This is a genomic window from Sphingobium aquiterrae, from assembly GCF_037154135.1.
GTDB lineage: Bacteria > Pseudomonadota > Alphaproteobacteria > Sphingomonadales > Sphingomonadaceae > Sphingobium > Sphingobium aquiterrae.
Window position 1 is genome coordinate 75,780 of sequence record NZ_JBANFL010000001.1, and the last position, 14,832, is coordinate 90,611.

5 protein-coding genes are annotated in these 14,832 nt (G+C 66.3%); 2 read left to right on the forward strand and 3 right to left on the reverse strand.

All coding sequences use genetic code 11. The features are described 5' to 3' along the window. Positions 1–16: 16 nt before the first annotated feature. From WFP78_RS00360 to WFP78_RS00370, 3 genes are read right to left on the reverse strand one after another with little or no spacing between them, the layout of a single operon-like run. Positions 17–1,402 (reverse strand): TolC family protein, encoded by a 1,386-nt coding sequence (locus WFP78_RS00360; RefSeq protein WP_336957773.1) that lies wholly within the window; start codon positions 1,400–1,402, stop codon positions 17–19. Between the two features lie 28 nt (positions 1,403–1,430). After that, positions 1,431–2,138 (reverse strand): OmpA family protein, encoded by a 708-nt coding sequence (locus WFP78_RS00365; protein WP_336957774.1) that lies wholly within the window; start codon positions 2,136–2,138, stop codon positions 1,431–1,433. 51 nt (positions 2,139–2,189) lie between these two features. Continuing rightward, a complete protein-coding gene (locus WFP78_RS00370) occupies positions 2,190–11,978 on the reverse strand; it encodes a beta strand repeat-containing protein (protein WP_336957775.1) in 9,789 nt (3,262 codons plus the stop codon). A 436-nt stretch (positions 11,979–12,414) separates the two neighbouring features. Here WFP78_RS00370 and WFP78_RS00375 point away from each other — a divergent pair, with 436 nt between their 5' ends. Both WFP78_RS00375 and WFP78_RS00380 read left to right on the forward strand, forming a co-directional pair. Next, positions 12,415–14,112, forward strand: coding sequence for a sensor histidine kinase (locus WFP78_RS00375; protein ID WP_336957776.1), 1,698 nt, complete (start codon positions 12,415–12,417; stop codon positions 14,110–14,112). Continuing rightward, the gene (locus WFP78_RS00380) at positions 14,112–14,744 is read left to right on the forward strand and encodes a response regulator transcription factor (protein ID WP_336957777.1); all 633 of its coding nucleotides are present in this window, start codon (positions 14,112–14,114) and stop codon (positions 14,742–14,744) included. Before WFP78_RS00375 ends, WFP78_RS00380 begins: the two co-directional genes overlap by 1 nt. Positions 14,745–14,832: the final 88 nt, after the last annotated feature.

Here is a 14,832-nt window from a genome sequence, read left to right on the forward strand (position 1 = left end):
TTTCCGGGTCGCAGCATCATTGCGGGTTGCGTCGGCGCATCAGCTCCGCGGGGGGCAGGTCATCGACCTTGAACCGCGCCCGCGCCGTGGCCTCGCTGTCGGAGGGTGGCGCGATGCCGAGCGTGTCGAGCAGTTTGTTGTCTGCCGCAAGGATTTGATATTGCGCGAAAATCTCAGAAAACCGGGCCGTTTCGCTACGGATCTGGGTGTTGTAGCGGGTGTTCTGGGAATCGAGCACGTCGAGCAGCGAGCGCCGGCCGACATTGAATTGCTCGCGATAGGACACCAGCAGCGCGTCGGACACCTGGCCCTGCCGCTCAAGGTCCACGATCCGCTTCTTTTCGGTATCCCAGCGGTTCCACGCGGTGCGGACATCCTCCTCGGCCTCGCGCTGGCGCTGGCTGAGCAGGAAGCGGGCCTCGCTGGCGCGGCGCGTCATCTCCTGCACCTTGGCGCGATTGATGCCGCCGTCGAACAGCTGCCAGCGCACGACCACCCGGCCCTGCACATCATTGGTGCTGCCCCGGAAGCCATCGACATCGTCGCCGATGCGGCCACGGCCTTCCAGCGTCACCTTCGGGCCAAGGTCCGACCGCGCTTCGCCGACCACCGCATGGGCGGCCTGCACATCGGCCTCGGCCTCACGTACCTTGGGGTTGCCGATCCGCGCGGCGGCGATGGCGTCGTCCAGCGTCGGGGGCACGGCCGCCGTCACCGGATCGGGCATCTGCACCTGGTCGATGGAGAGCCCGGTCAGCGTGCGGAAGCTGATGGCGGCATTGGTCAGGTCCTGCTCCGCCTCGCTCTTGCGCACGCGCGCGGATTGCAGCCGTTCCTCGGCCTGCTGCTGGTCGGCGATGCTGATCGAGCCCTGCCGCACGCCTTCGCCCAGATCGCCCAGCAACTTCTGGTGGAAGGCGATATTGTCTTCCGAAGCGGCGACGATCCGCTGTTGCAGCATGTAGTCCAGATATTGCCGGGTCACGTTGAGGGCGATGAATTCGGAGCGTTCCTCGATGCGGAGCGCGGCGCCGTCGGTGCGTGCCGCCTGCCGCCGCTTTTCAGAGGCGCGATAGCCCGAATCGAAGATCGTCTGCTCGATGACGGCATTGGCTTCGGCCGGATACAGCGTCTGGTCGCCGATCCCCAGCGTGCGGCGGGTGTTGTTCTCCAGCCGCCGGATGCCGGCCGATCCCTCCACGCTGACGCGCGGCAGGTAAAGCCCCTGGGCCTGCTCCCGCTCGAACTCGATCGCCTGCTTGTTCTGGATCGCCTGGTTGATTTCCGGGTGGCTGTCGATCGCAGCGACGATCGCATTGTGCAGATCGGTAGTCTGGGCGTTGGCCGCGGTTATCATCGTGGCGGCGGCTAGTGCGATCAGGCTGACGCATGTCTTGCGCATGTCCATGGTCCTGTCCTCTCCTGTTGTCTTATTGACCACTCATGGCGGTGACTTCGACGCGACGGTTCATCGGTTCGCGAACCCCGTCCTGCGTTTCGATCTTGAGCTGGGTTTCGCCCCGCCCCTCGGTGGCGATCGCGGTGCTGGCGATGCCGGCCTGTTCCAGCTGGCTCGCGACATTGCGGGCGCGGCGGACGGACAGCCCGTCATTGTAGATGTTGGTGCCCGACGTGTCGGTGAAGCCGACGACGGAGAAGCGCGTCCATCCGCAGGATGCGGCATCGCGGGCGATGCTGTTGATCGTTTCGGTGCCCTCGGGCAGCGGGTTGTCCATGTTCCAGTCGAAGAAGATCGAGACGACCGGCGCGGTCATGCATCCGGCCGGAGGCCCGGCGGCAGGCGGCGGGGGCGGGGGCGGCGCCGTGAGATGGGCGATGGCCGCGTCGCATTTGTTGATGCTGTTCATGTCCCGCGTGTTCGATTTCAGGAAGCCGAGCGCGATGCCGCACTGGTTCTTGGCTTCGACCGCCCAGGTGAAGCGGCTGTCCGATGCCGCCTGCACGCTGTGGTCCGCCACGGCGGCGACGGCGCGGTCATAGCGGCTCTGCAATTCGCTTCGAAGCGTGCCCTGGTCCATATCCATCAGCGCGGAGACCGGGGCGGCCATCGCCGGCGCGGTGGCCATGCCCGCCATCAGGCAGATGGCCGCGGCGGTGGATGTGCGTTGCGTGTTCATTCCTGCTCTCCCTGTTCGGCACCTTTTGAGGTGTCTCGCGATCCTTCCGGTTCAGGCATGGGCGGCCACCATTGCGTCGTGGGCGGCCATCGCCATGTCGAAGCCGTGCGACGCACCCATCATCGCGGCCAGATGCCCGCTGTCGCCGGCGGCCGGCCCCGCCGCATCGAGATGGGCGATGGCAACGTCCTTCCCGTGCGGCAGCGCATCCAGCAGCGCGCTCAGGTCCGGGCCGTCATGCCGGCCCAGCGCCTCGGCTATGGTCTGCGCCAGTTGCTCGGGGGTCGTTGCCTGCTGGGCCTGCGGTGCCTGCCCGGCGATGCTGGCCGCGAGCATGAGCGCCGCCCCGTCCACCGACAGCGCCGGTGCGCCCTGCGCGAGCAGCGGGTGCTGGTCGACATGCATGTCCGCTGGCGCGGGGGCCTGGCCGGACGGCGCATGGTCGGGTTCGACCCTGTCCGTGGAAGCCGGGCGGGCGCCGTCTTCAAAGCCGTGATGGATGTCCGGCGCCTTCGTCGCGCCATGCGCCGGCTCGGGCCTGTCCAGCCCGTCATGGGCGGGCGGCGTGTCCGCCTTCGCCAGCGGGGCGAATGTCGGCGCGGCCTGGGCCATCCATGGCGGCACATCGCCGGCAAGGGCTGTGGCGGCATGGGCATCGGGCGCGATCGCCTGCAGCACGGCCGGCGCGGCGGCGGCCGTCGCGACGAGGCTGGCGGCGACCAGTGCCTGGTTGAGGCCGGCCAGGGCGCTGTTGGCGGCACTGTTGGCGCTGCTGGTGGCGCGGTCGTCATTGGCGGCGATCTTCGTGGTGGTGAAGACCACATCGCCAATGACGCCCGTCGTCCCGTCCGCCCGGGTGAAGCTGCCGGTGCCCAGAACCACCGTGTCGCCGCTGGCGTCGACATAGGATTTGCCGTCCGATGTCAGCGCGATGGCGGCAATGCCGGCGGCCGTCAGGCTGGTGAATTCGCCTGCGTCGACCACGCCGTTGCTGTTGGCATCCTGCCAGACGCCGAAGCTTGCAAAGGCGGTGTCGCTGCTGGTCAGCGCGCCGTCGCCATTGCTGTCATAGGCAAGGGCGAGCCCCTGAAGGTCGGTGGTGGCGCCGGCGGCATCGTCGGTGAAGACGATGTCATAGCTGCCGTCGCCGGTCTGATGGGCGAGCAGGCCGTCTTCGGGCGCCACCCATGCGGTCGCGACGAGGCCGGAGCCATAATCATGCTGGACACCCGCGGACAGGCTGAGAAATTGCAGCCCATTGCCGTCCAGGTCGATCGCGACGGGCGGCGTCACCGGGTTCAGCGTGAGGTTGATGGCGTTGTTGACGGTCACGCTGTCGCTGTCCGCATCGCTGCCGATCACGCTGTAGCTGAGGTTGATGGGATCGCCGCTGTTGATCGTGACGACCGAGAAGACCCCAAGATCGAAGGGATTGGAGCCGTTCAGCGCCTCCACCAGCACCGCGTCGAACGGGGATGCGCCGGAGATTTCGTAGCTGTCATTGACCGCAAGGCCGGTGATGCTGGCGCTGCCCGACGCGAAGGTGACGGTGAAACCGGCCTGCGTGCCGCTGCTGGTGAAGGTGTAGACAAGGCCGCTGCTGGCGTCGGTGACGACCACCTTGTTGATCGCGACGAAGCTCTCGCCGGCTTCGGCGCTGGTGGAGGAATAGCTGAAATCCTGGTCATTGTCGGCGTTGATCGCCGTGACCTTGATGGATGCGGTGTTGCCCGGCGCGCCGCCGACCTGCGCGATGACCTGTTCGAAGCTCGCCACTTCCTGATGGTCGGTATAGGCAAAGCCGGTGGGCTGGCCGGCATTGCTCGTCAGGCCCTTCACCAGATCGATGCGGGCCGCTTCGTTCGGGTTCATCGACTGGTTGTCGATGCCGATGGAGTCGCTGTCGGTGTTGACGCTCCCCCGTGTCCCATCGGCGCTGCGACCCGAGAGGAGGACGTCGATCGCATCGGTCGTGTTGACGCCGATGCCGCGATAATCGCTGTTGCCGGCCGCCGCGCTCGTCAGGTTGCTGACGGAAATCTCGCTGCCGTTGGTGATCGTGCCGTGGAGGTCGACGACATAGGTGTCGGCGCCCGGATTGATGGTGATGGTGTAGCCGATGTCGCCGTCCGCGGTCATCGCCGTCAGCACATTGGTGCCGGTGCCGAACAGGAACAGCTGTTCCCCGGCCAGGCGCAGGGTGGCGCCATTGGCATCCAGCGCCGCCGTCCCGTTGGTGAAGCTGAAGACGACATCGCCCAGGCCGTCGGCGCCCACCGCATTGGCGAAATTGAGGTTGAACGGCGTTGCCGGGCTGTCGGTGTTCGCCACGGCGCCCGACTGGGGCGCGAAGGCGCTGGGCATGTCGTCATCGAAGGTGATGGTGAGCGTGCCGGTGGCCGACGATCCCGGACTGGTCGTGGCGTTATAGTCGCTGTCCGTCACCAGATAGGCGAGGTTGACCGATGCGTCATTTTCCGCGCCGCCCGCTGCGTGCAGCACATTGTCCAGCAATGTCACCGTATATTGGCCGGTCAGCGGATTGACGACGACCTTGAACAGGTCGGTGCCGCGCCCGCCCACGGTGACGATCGTGGCGGTGAGCGTGTTGGTGGCGCCGTTCCAGCTGTAGCGCACGGTGTCCGTGCCGACGGTCGCGGTCTGGGTGTCGAGCGCGGCGAAGCTGATGCTGCCCGCCCCGTCCAGCCCGAAATCATGCGGCAGGATGCCGGTGAAGCTCGCCTCGCTCGAGGCGGGGCCATCCAGGTCGCCGGCATTGGCGTCCAGGTCGCCGCTGGTGCTGGCCGCATTGTGGCCGGCAAGGCCATCGTCATCGACGGCCGCGGTCGCGGTGCCGGCCGTCGGCTTGCTGGCGTCGCCCGCGAAGGTGAACTTCAGCGTCGTCATCGCGGTGTCGCCATCGGCATCGCGCATGACATAGGTGAAGCTGTCGACCGTGCCGGCCGCCACGGACGCCTTGGGCGTGTAGCTGTAGCTGCCGTCCGAAAAGATCTGCAGCGTGCCGAAGCTGGTGATGAGCGTCTGGCTGCCGCCCAGCGCGATCGCCGATCCGTTGATGGAGACCACCGCTCCGGGCGTGTCGGCGCCGACCATGTCGTTGGTGAGGACATTGCCGTTGAGGGCGGGGCCGTTCTCGCCCGCGGTGCGATCGTCGGCGACGGCGATGGGGCTGTCATCCTCGATCGTCACCGCGATGCTGGTGGCGACATTGGCCGTGCCGTCGCTGACATTCACCGGGACGGTGAAGTTCTTCAGGTCCTCGGCATTGCTCGCGGGATGGTCGATCGACTGCGACAGCGTGACCGTGAAGGCGCCGCCATTGGTGATGGTGACGGTGATGACCGGGACCAGCCCGACCGATCCGACCAGCGTCTGGGTGCCGACGCCGGTCCAGGTCACGGGCAGGCCATCGGCGGTCAGCACCGCGCCGGGATCGCCCAGCGTCACCGTGATGCTGTCGCCATCGACATCGGCGATGCTGATGGTGCCGCCGGCGCTCGCGCTGTTGGTCGTGTCCGTGGGCGTGCCGCTGCCGTCGGCATTGGCGCTCGCCAGCCCCTCTTCGGAGACGATGGCGATACCGCTGCCGACCACCGGCGCGTCGTTCCTGCCGTTGATGGTGATGGTCAGCGTGGCGGTGGTCGTGTCGCCGTCGCGGTCGCTGATCGTGTAGGTGAAGACATCGGACAGCGTCTCGCCGTCGTCCAGCTGCTGCACGGCGGGCAGGGCGTTGTTCAGCGCATAGCTGTAGCTGCCATCGGCATTGAGGGTGATCGAGCCATAGCTGCCCGCATGCGCCACGCCGATCGTGCCGCCGGCGATCCCCGTCACCGCGCCGCCCACGGCCGGGCCGTCGGCGCCCAGCGAGTCCGCGCCGGCCGGATTGCCGTCCGAGCCGGTGCCGGTCAGCACATTGCCGTTGGCGCTGGTGGGGCCGTCCTCGGTGACGCTGTCGGTGTCGTTCGCGGCCAGCGGCGTATCGTCGTCGACGCTGATCGAGAGCGTGCCGTCGACCGTGTCGCCGTCGCCGTCCGTCACCCGATAGGCGATGGTGAAGCTCTGGTTGTTTTCGTCCAGCCCCGCCGCATGGATGATCGGCGCGTTCTGCACCACCGTATAGGTGCCGGCCGTCGCGTCGGTGAGCGTGATGGTGAGGACGGTGGTCGCCCCCTGCTTCACGGTCAGCACCGTGCCATTGCTCTGATAGGTGAAGCCGCCGGGCGCGCCGGTGTCGAGCAGGGCGATCCCGCCCGCGCCGTCCGCGCGATAATCATGCTGCAGCGTGCCGGTGACGTTCACGGCATTGGGATCGTCGCCGGTGCCGCCGGGGTTGCCGCCCGCCAGCGCATCGTCGTCCAGCTGCACCGGCGCATTGGCGCTCACCGAGGGGCCGTCGTCCAGGAAGACGATGGCGCCGCCGATGCCGGCGGTGGCCGACGCGATGTCCAGATCGCCATCGGTGGCGGTCACGGTCGCGTTGATGAGGCCCGCAAGGGTGAGGGCATCGTTGAAATCCGCCGGGGTCGCACCGTCCTGCAGATGCTCCAGCGCGACCATCTGGGTGACGGTCAGCGTGCCGTTGCCGTTGATGACGACGGTGAAGGCGGTGAGGCCGCCATCATAGACGCCGGTGATCGTCGTGGCGTTGGTCTGCACCAGGCTGATCGCGAAATCGCCCTGCGCGGTCTGGAGCGTCGTCGTGCCGTTGCCGGCGCGGGTGATGGCATAGGCGACGCTGCCGGGGCCGTCGGCGCCGAAGGAGACGCTGGCGGTGACGACGGGCGTCGCGCTGGTGGCCGAGATCGGGAAGCCGCTGGGCACCGCATTGCTTTCATCCAGCGTGACGCCGCCGGTGATCGCGGGCGTGCCGACCACCGGGCCATCGTCGGCAAAGCGGATATTGCCGCCAAGGTCGAAGGCCTGGGTGGCGGATGCGCTGTCGCCATCCTTGTCGGTGATCGTCACCGTGCCCTGCAGCAGCACCAGATCATTGGCGAGGCTGGCGAGCTGGCTGTCATAATTGCCGGTCGCGCCGGGCGCGGCATGGTCGATCTCTGCAAACTGGGTCAGGGTGACGATGCCCGAGCCGCTGCCCACGGCGATGGAGAAGATCGTGTTCCCCGCGTTCACGCCGCCGAGCGACGCGGCGGTCGACCCCTTGATGATGCCGCCATCGAGGAAGAGGTTGATGCCCACGCCATTGCTGGAGAGGCCCGAAGGCGCGCCGTTGACGAGGCTGCCGGCGAAGCCGAGCGCATAGCTCCAGACCGTGGTGCCCGCGCCGTCCGCGCCATAGCTGGACGTGGCGACCGAGAAAGCGCTGCTGAAATTCGCGCTGTCGCTGTCGCTGGCCGCGCCGATGGTGTCCGCGTCCTGCGTCGTCACCAGCACATTGGCGTCAGGATCGCTGGCGGCGGTGATGGCGGGCGCGTCATCCTCGAAGCGCAGGGCGCCGGCGATGTTGACGGTGGCGTGGGCGGTGTCGCCATCGACATCCGTGACCGTCGCCGTCAGGGTGATGAGGTCGGCGCCGGCGAGGAAGGCGGGCTGGTCCGGCCCGCTGTCGGGCGTGTGGATCACGGCGCGCAGCTGGTCGAGCGTCACCGTGCCGCCGGCATCGACGGAGAGGGTGAAGGCCAGCGTCGCGGGTTGCGACTGGAGATAACCCTCCACCACGGCGCCGTTGACGCGCAGCAGGATGGCGCTGCCGGTCGCGGTGTCGAACAGGCCGGAAGCGATGCCGGCCGCCTTGACGTCCAGCGTGTAGGCGATGGGCGTCGTTGCGGACGGGCCGTCGGCGCGATAATCGGGCGTGAAGAGCCCGCTGAAATCCGCCTGCGCATTGGTGGCGAGCACGGTTTCATCGACCGTCAGGGCATTGGCGGCGGGCGGGGTGCCCGTCACCACCGGCAGGTCGTCCGACACGGCGACGCTGGCGGTGCCGGTGGCGGTGTCGCCATCGGTGTCGGTGGCGATGATGCCGACCGTGCCGAGCGCGGCGAGATCATCGACATTGATGCCCGGATGCGTGTCGTAATTGTCGTTCAGCGTGGCGGTGACGGTGGCGACATTGCCCGTGACCGAAAGGTCCAGCGTCACCACGACGCCGCGTTCGTCCGATCCGGTGATCTGCGTCCCCGAAACGCGCAGCCAGGTGAGGCCGCCGCCAAGCCCGCCGGTATCGCCGAACAGGATGGAGGCGATAGCGTCCGATCCGGGCGTGAAGCTGATGCTGGCGCTGGTGAAATCCGGGTTTCCGGCGCTGGTGCCGCCGGGCAGGTTCTGGTCGTCCAGGGTCAGGCTGACCGGTTCGCCGGCGGTCGGGCCGGCGCCGTCCGTCACCGTGATCGGCTGGAGCGCGGACGAGGTGTCGCCGTCGCCATCGGTGATGACATAGCTGAAGCCGGCATTGACGCCGTCGGCATTCGACAGGTTCGGCGCGGGCGTGAAGGTCCACGCGCCGGCGGCGGTGAAGCTGTAGCTGCCATAGGCGCCCGACACGACCGTCGTGCCCGCGGGCGCGATGGCGGTGGTGACGCCGCCGATGGTGACGGCGGTCAGCGTCGCGCTGTCCGCGCCCTGGATGTCGTTGGCCAGCACATTGCCGTCGATCGCCGCCGCATCCTCCGCCAGCGTCCGGGTTGCATCGTCATGGGCGGTCGGCACGTCATCGACGATGTCGATGGTGATGGTGCCCAGCACCGTGTTGCCGACGGCATCGGTGGCCTGATAGGTGAAGACCTCGGCCCCCGGCTCCGTCTGCGATCCGTTGTTCGCATCGGGCGTGGTGTCGAACGGGGTCGTCAGCGTATAGACATAGGCGCCGGTCGTGCCGTTCAGCGACAGCACGCCATAGGTGCCGGTCGCCGATCCCACCAGCGTATAGCCCACGGCATCGACCACGCTGATCGTGCCGGTCGCCGTTTCGGTCTTCAGGTCCGGGTCGCTGCCTGTCACGCTGCCGGCGGCGATGTCGCTGTCGGCAACGATCGTGTCGAGCGCGGCTTCGTAGACCGTCTGCGTCTGGTTGTCCGCGTTCAGAACGACATTGGTGAGGTTGATGGTCAGCGTCGTCGTCGCCAGATCGCCGTCGGCGTCGCGGATGGTGTAGACGAACACGTCCTGCGCATCGGCGGTGATGGCGTTGGCGGTCGCGACATAGCGATAGCTGCCATCGGCATTGAGCGTCAGCGTGCCATGGTCGCCGGCAATGGCGTTGCCGACATTGCCGCTGACCGGATTGCTCGCATCGGTGCCGGCCGCCACGCCCACGACGCCGGGCGCAAAGCCGTCCGCGCCGGCCTTGTCATTGGCGAGCACGCCGGCGTCGGCGGCCACGACCAGCGTTGCGCCTTCGATGACGGCGCCGCTGTCCGGCGCGGCGATGGGCGCGTCGTCCTGCACGGTCACGTCGATGCTGTCGGCGGGCGAGACATCGCCGTCGCTGTCCGTCACGCGGACGGCGAAGCTGTCGCCCGGCAGCGTGTCGGCGCCGCCGCTGATCCCGTCGCCGTCATTGGGGTTGGTGTCCGGGTGGGTGGGGTCGTTGGCGACCAGCGTATAGCTGTAGCTGTAATGGCCCGCACCGTCCGACGTGACGGAAAGCTGCCCGGCGGCCCCGGCGACAATCACCGGCGCGGCCGTGGTGGCGGCCGTCACATCGACCCAGTTGCCGTTGCCGTCCTGCACCTCGACCCTGGCAAGGGTGTCGCCGCCCGTGGCGATGGTCATGGCGCCGCCGGCGGTTTCCGCGTCGGAGGCGGGATCGGTGCCGGCCGGCAGGGCGGCTTCCGATACGGTAAGGTCGGTGACGCGCACGGTCGGCGTCGAATCCGCCAGCAGGCTGATCGTCACCGTTGCGGTCGATGGGTCGCCGTCGCCGTCGGTGATCGTATAGGTGAAGCTGTCCTGCCCCTCGGCGCCGGGCGCCGGGGTGTAGAGGAAGACGCCGCCGCCTTGATAGGTGACGCTGCCCTTGGCCGGCGCGTCGAGCAGGGCGACGCCGCTGGCCGGATCGACGCCGTCGGCGCCGGGCACGTCGTTGGTCAGTACATTGATGCTGATCGGCGCGTTTTCGGCCGATTGCGCGGCGCTGTCGTCATGGGCGGTCGGCACGTCGTCGACGATGCTGATGTCCAGGCTGGCATTGTCGGTCGATCCGTCCGTATCGGTGATCGCAACGACGAAGCTGTCGGTCAGGCTGTCGGCATTCGCGCCGACATGCAGCAGCGTATTGTCGTTCAGCACATAGCTGTAGGTCACGGTGCCGCCCGTCACCTGCCCGTCGCCATCGACCGTGGGCGTGAAGCCGGTGACGGTCAGCGTGCCATAGGCATTGGCGATCGTGACATTGGGCACAAAGCCATTGCCGGTGAAGATCGGCTGCCCGCCGACCGTCACCGTGGTGATGCCGTCCAGGGCGGAAAGCTGGAAGCTGCCGCTTTGGGTCAGTGCCGGCGCGTCGGGCTGGCTGCCGTCGATCAGGTCGCTTTCGAACAGCGTCTGCTCGGACGAGGTGCTGTCGAGGCCGGTGACACTCGCCGGGTCGTCGCTGCCGCGCACGGTGATGACCAGCGTGGCGGACGAGGTGTCGCCGTCGCCATCGGTGATGGTGTAGGTGAAGGTCTCCGTCCGGGTCTCGGTGCCGTTGAGGCCCTGTACGCGGCTGCTCTCATTGTCGAGGGCATAGCTGTAGCTGCCGTCCGCATTGAGCGTGAGGGTGCCGTAGCTGCCCTGGATCGGCGCGCCGAGCGTGCCCGCCACCCCGCCAAAGGCGATGCCGGTGACGTGCGCGCCATCCGCGCCCTGCACGTCGGCGACGCCGTCGGTGGTGTTGGCGTCGCTGCCGCCGGTGCCGGTCAGCACATTGCCGTCGGCCAGCACCGAGCCATCCTCGGCCACGCTGTCGACATCGTTGATGGCGGTCGGGCTGTCATCGACAATGGCGATGGTGAGGGTGGCGGTCGCGACATCTCCGTCGCCATCCGTGACGGTGACGGTGAACAGCTCGGGCGTCGCCGGGCCGACGACATTATCCGTCAGCGTATAGCTGTAGCCGATCGTGCCCGCGCCGATCGACGTGATGGTGAGCACGCCATTGGCCGTGGTGAATGTCTGGCCGATGGCGGTGACGGCGGTGCCGTCGATCGCGACGACGGCGGGCGAATCATTCGCGACAAAGGCGATGGTGCCGCTGACGCTTTCATTGCTGGAAGCTGCGTTGGACCCGGCGGGCTCATTGCCGCGCGCGGGCAGCGCCTCTTCGGTGACATTGGCTGTGGCATCCGTCGCGCCGGCCGGCTGGTCGGGCGTGGTGATGAGGACGCTGGGCTCCTCATCGGGGGCGATCGGCAGGATCTCGCGCTCTTCGGGCTGCGTGAAGGCCAGTGCCGTCGGGGGGAGCAGGTCGCCCAGGGCAAAGGGGTTGCCGATGTCGCCATCGGCCGCGGCGAAATTGCCGCCCGAACTTTGCGGCGGACCGGCCGCCGGCTGCGGCTCCTCCCCGATCAGCAGCGCGGCAAGGTTGAGCGGCGGCACTTCCACGTCGCCGATCACAAGCTGCGGCATCAGGATAGCGCCGTCGGGGATCAGCACCTTCTCGCCATCGGGCAGGGTGACGACCAGATTGCGGCCGACCACCTGGATCAGATCCAGATCGGTGCCGGCGGGCAGCACGATATGGCCGCTCGCATCCGGTGCGATGGTTCGCGTGACCGGCGGCTGCAAGGATTGCTTGCCCGGGGCGGCAGGCATGTCGCCCGCGCTGAATTGCTGAAGATCGGAGGGTGCCTGAAGTCCGGCGTTGGTTTCGAAATCCATCTTTTGTCCCCATCAGCGGTGGACCGAAGACAGCGCGCAAAAATGACTTCCCGAAAACGCCATGAGCATCCGGGTGAACATTTCTGGATCGACGGACCGGACTTAAGCGATCACGGATCGAGCCAGGCGATACGGTCTTCTATTTGAGAATTGACAAGCTATCCTCTGCACCACCTAATTTTGTGACGGTTTATATTTCTATTCGTCACGGCTCCGATCCTATTCCACATAATTTCTTAAGTCATGTAGATTCAAATTTTGTTAACCATCTTGTGTATTTATACTTGTGGAATAATCTATCGACATATAACCAAAGTATTACTTATCTCCCGGTATATATATCTTTTGCAGTATTTTCCGGGAAAATTGTTGCTAGGATCAAGCGCTGTCAGAAAGCGACTCGGGCCATATGATCGCACGGCAAGCAGGGATGGGGATGGTCAAGCTGCTCGGCGACATTGCCGACAGGTTCGGCCGTTCGCCCATGGCGATCCTGGGCATTGCCCGTCTTGTCGTCGGCTTCCTGATCATCAGCTATCTTGGCATCGCCGTCATGCATGTTCCCGAGCTTGGCCGGGCGGCGCGCTATGGCCGGTGGCTGGTCGTGGCGTGGATCATCCTGTTTCCAGCGACGAAACTGCTGTCGGCCCGCATGGAGATGGGGCTGAGGCCGCTGCTGCTGCTGGTCGATTTCCAGCTGCTGATGATCGTCGTCGCATTGCTGCGGCAGCTGGAACTGCCCGCGCTGTGCTGTGCCCTTGTCCTGCTCTGGGCGATCCATGAGCGGCTGGGGCGGACGATCACCGGGCTGGCGGCGATCGGCATCATCCTGACCCTGCTGGTGCGCCACAATTACGGCCCCTGGGACGCGGTGCTGGCCGGCACGATGGACCTGTCGCTGATCGACAGCGGCACGGTCGTCATCGGTTGCCTGGGGAGTGTCGCGGCCATCGGCGTGGGTCTGCGCCGGTCGAACCTCAAGCTGTGGGCCGACCGGCTTCAGGCCGTGGGCGGCAATGTGAGCGAACTGCCGACGGGGCTGCTGCTGGGTGAGCTGGCCGCGATCTGCAATGCCCGGCACTGCGGCATCCTGTGGCGCAATCTTGTGACGGACGAGATCGTCTGCCTGCGGTGGGAAGACGGCACCGTGGAGCGGCTCAACCCGATGCCCGCGCTGGCGACCGCGCTGCTGCACCCGCGCATTCCCGACACGCCATTCCTGTTCGGTCGCGGTTCTGACGAGGTTTTGCTGCGCAACACGATCGGCTCATTGCGGCTGCGTGCCGCGCCTGAACTGATGGACGCGATCATGCAGACCTATGGCCTGGGGCAGGGCGCGGGCTTTCCGGTCGTGGCGGGCGACATTGCGGGCATGGGTTTTGTCGCGTTGCGCCATGGCTGGGCGGCGGGCGCGCTCGATCAGCTGATGCGCATCCAGGAAAGCGTGGAGATCTTTTTCGAGCGCTATTATTTCCTCGTCGCCTGGCGCGAACGCTCCTTTGCCGAAGCGCGGCAGGCGATGAGCCGGGACCTGCACGATAGCGTGCTCCAGACCCTTGCCGCGCTTCGCATCCGGCTGGCGACCTTGCGGGGCCGTATCGGCGCGCCGGCCGATGCCATGCTCGCACAGGATGTCGAAGGGTTGCAGCAACTCATCATCGCCGAGCAGCAGAATCTGCGGAAACTGCTGCAGCAAAGCGCGCGCGATGCCGATCTCGAAGAAGATATGTCCGCCTGCTTGAAGCGTTGCGCGTCGCTCGCGGCGGCCCAGTGGAATGTCGAATGCCTGCCGATTCTGGAGCGGGACGGCATCATGGTGTCCCGCGCCGTCGCCATCCAGGTCGAATTTCTGGTGCGCGAAATGGTGGCGAACGCGGTGCAGCATGCGCACGCCCGCAAGATCACCGTGGCCGTTTCCGTTCAGGACGACCAGTTGGTGCTCGCATTTCGTGACGATTCCGGTTGGAACGGCACCAAAACCAATAGCGAGGAGGGAGAAAAGGAGATAATAGTGCAATCCAGGTCACTGAAACAACGGCTGAGTGCAATCGGCGGCAGGGCCTATTTTGACAGATTAGATAAAAGTTCAATCATTTCTGTTCAAATACCGATTAGGATGGGGGCGCCAAAATAATGTCAAATCTCGTCATTGTTGACGATCATCCAATATTTCTCGATGGCCTTGCGCATTTCCTGAAGGCGAATGGTCATGAAGTGCTGGGTCTGGCACGGAATATTGAAGATGCGATCGCGCTGATCAACCGCAAAAACCCCGACATCGCCATTCTGGACGTCAGCATGAAAGATGGCGGCGGCCTGGCGATATTGTCTGAACTTCGCGCAGCAGGAAATACTGTCCCCGCGATCTTCCTGACAGTGAACATCCCTCCCGAGCAGACGCTGGAAGCGGTGGAGATGGGGGTCAACGGCATCGTCCTGAAGGAACGCGATCCCGAGGAGCTTCTGACCTGTATCGCAAGGATCGAGGCGGGGGAAAATGCCATTGATCCCGGCATCATGAACGATGCCCTGCACTACAGCATCATGGCCAAGACCCACCGGCCCAGCCTGGCCGATCACCTGACCGAGCGCGAGCGGGAGATTTCCGGCCTGATCCGCGCGGGCCTGCGCAACCGGGTCATCGCCGAGAAATGCGGGCTGACCGAGGGGACCGTGAAGGTGCATCTGCACAGCATCTTCCAGAAGCTGGGCGTCAAATCCCGCGCGGAACTGATCGTCTCGATGATGCCGGCCGGCGGCCAATGACCAGACGAGAATGACGGGGCGAGAATGACCGGGCGAGGCCGCTTCGACGGGGGCGGCCTCCATCCCGGATCGCCCGGCGGCGGAGAGA

Excerpts from the sequence above, each read along its gene's own strand:
- WFP78_RS00360 (WP_336957773.1), bottom strand. The coding sequence starts at position 1,402 with ATGCGCAAGACATGCGTCAGCCTGATCGCACTAGCCGCCGCCACGATG.
- WFP78_RS00365 (WP_336957774.1), bottom strand. The coding sequence starts at position 2,138 with ATGAACACGCAACGCACATCCACCGCCGCGGCCATCTGCCTGATGGCG.
- WFP78_RS00370 (WP_336957775.1), bottom strand. The coding sequence starts at position 11,978 with ATGGATTTCGAAACCAACGCCGGACTTCAGGCACCCTCCGATCTTCAG.
- WFP78_RS00375 (WP_336957776.1), top strand. The coding sequence starts at position 12,415 with ATGGTCAAGCTGCTCGGCGACATTGCCGACAGGTTCGGCCGTTCGCCC.
- WFP78_RS00380 (WP_336957777.1), top strand. The coding sequence starts at position 14,112 with ATGTCAAATCTCGTCATTGTTGACGATCATCCAATATTTCTCGATGGC.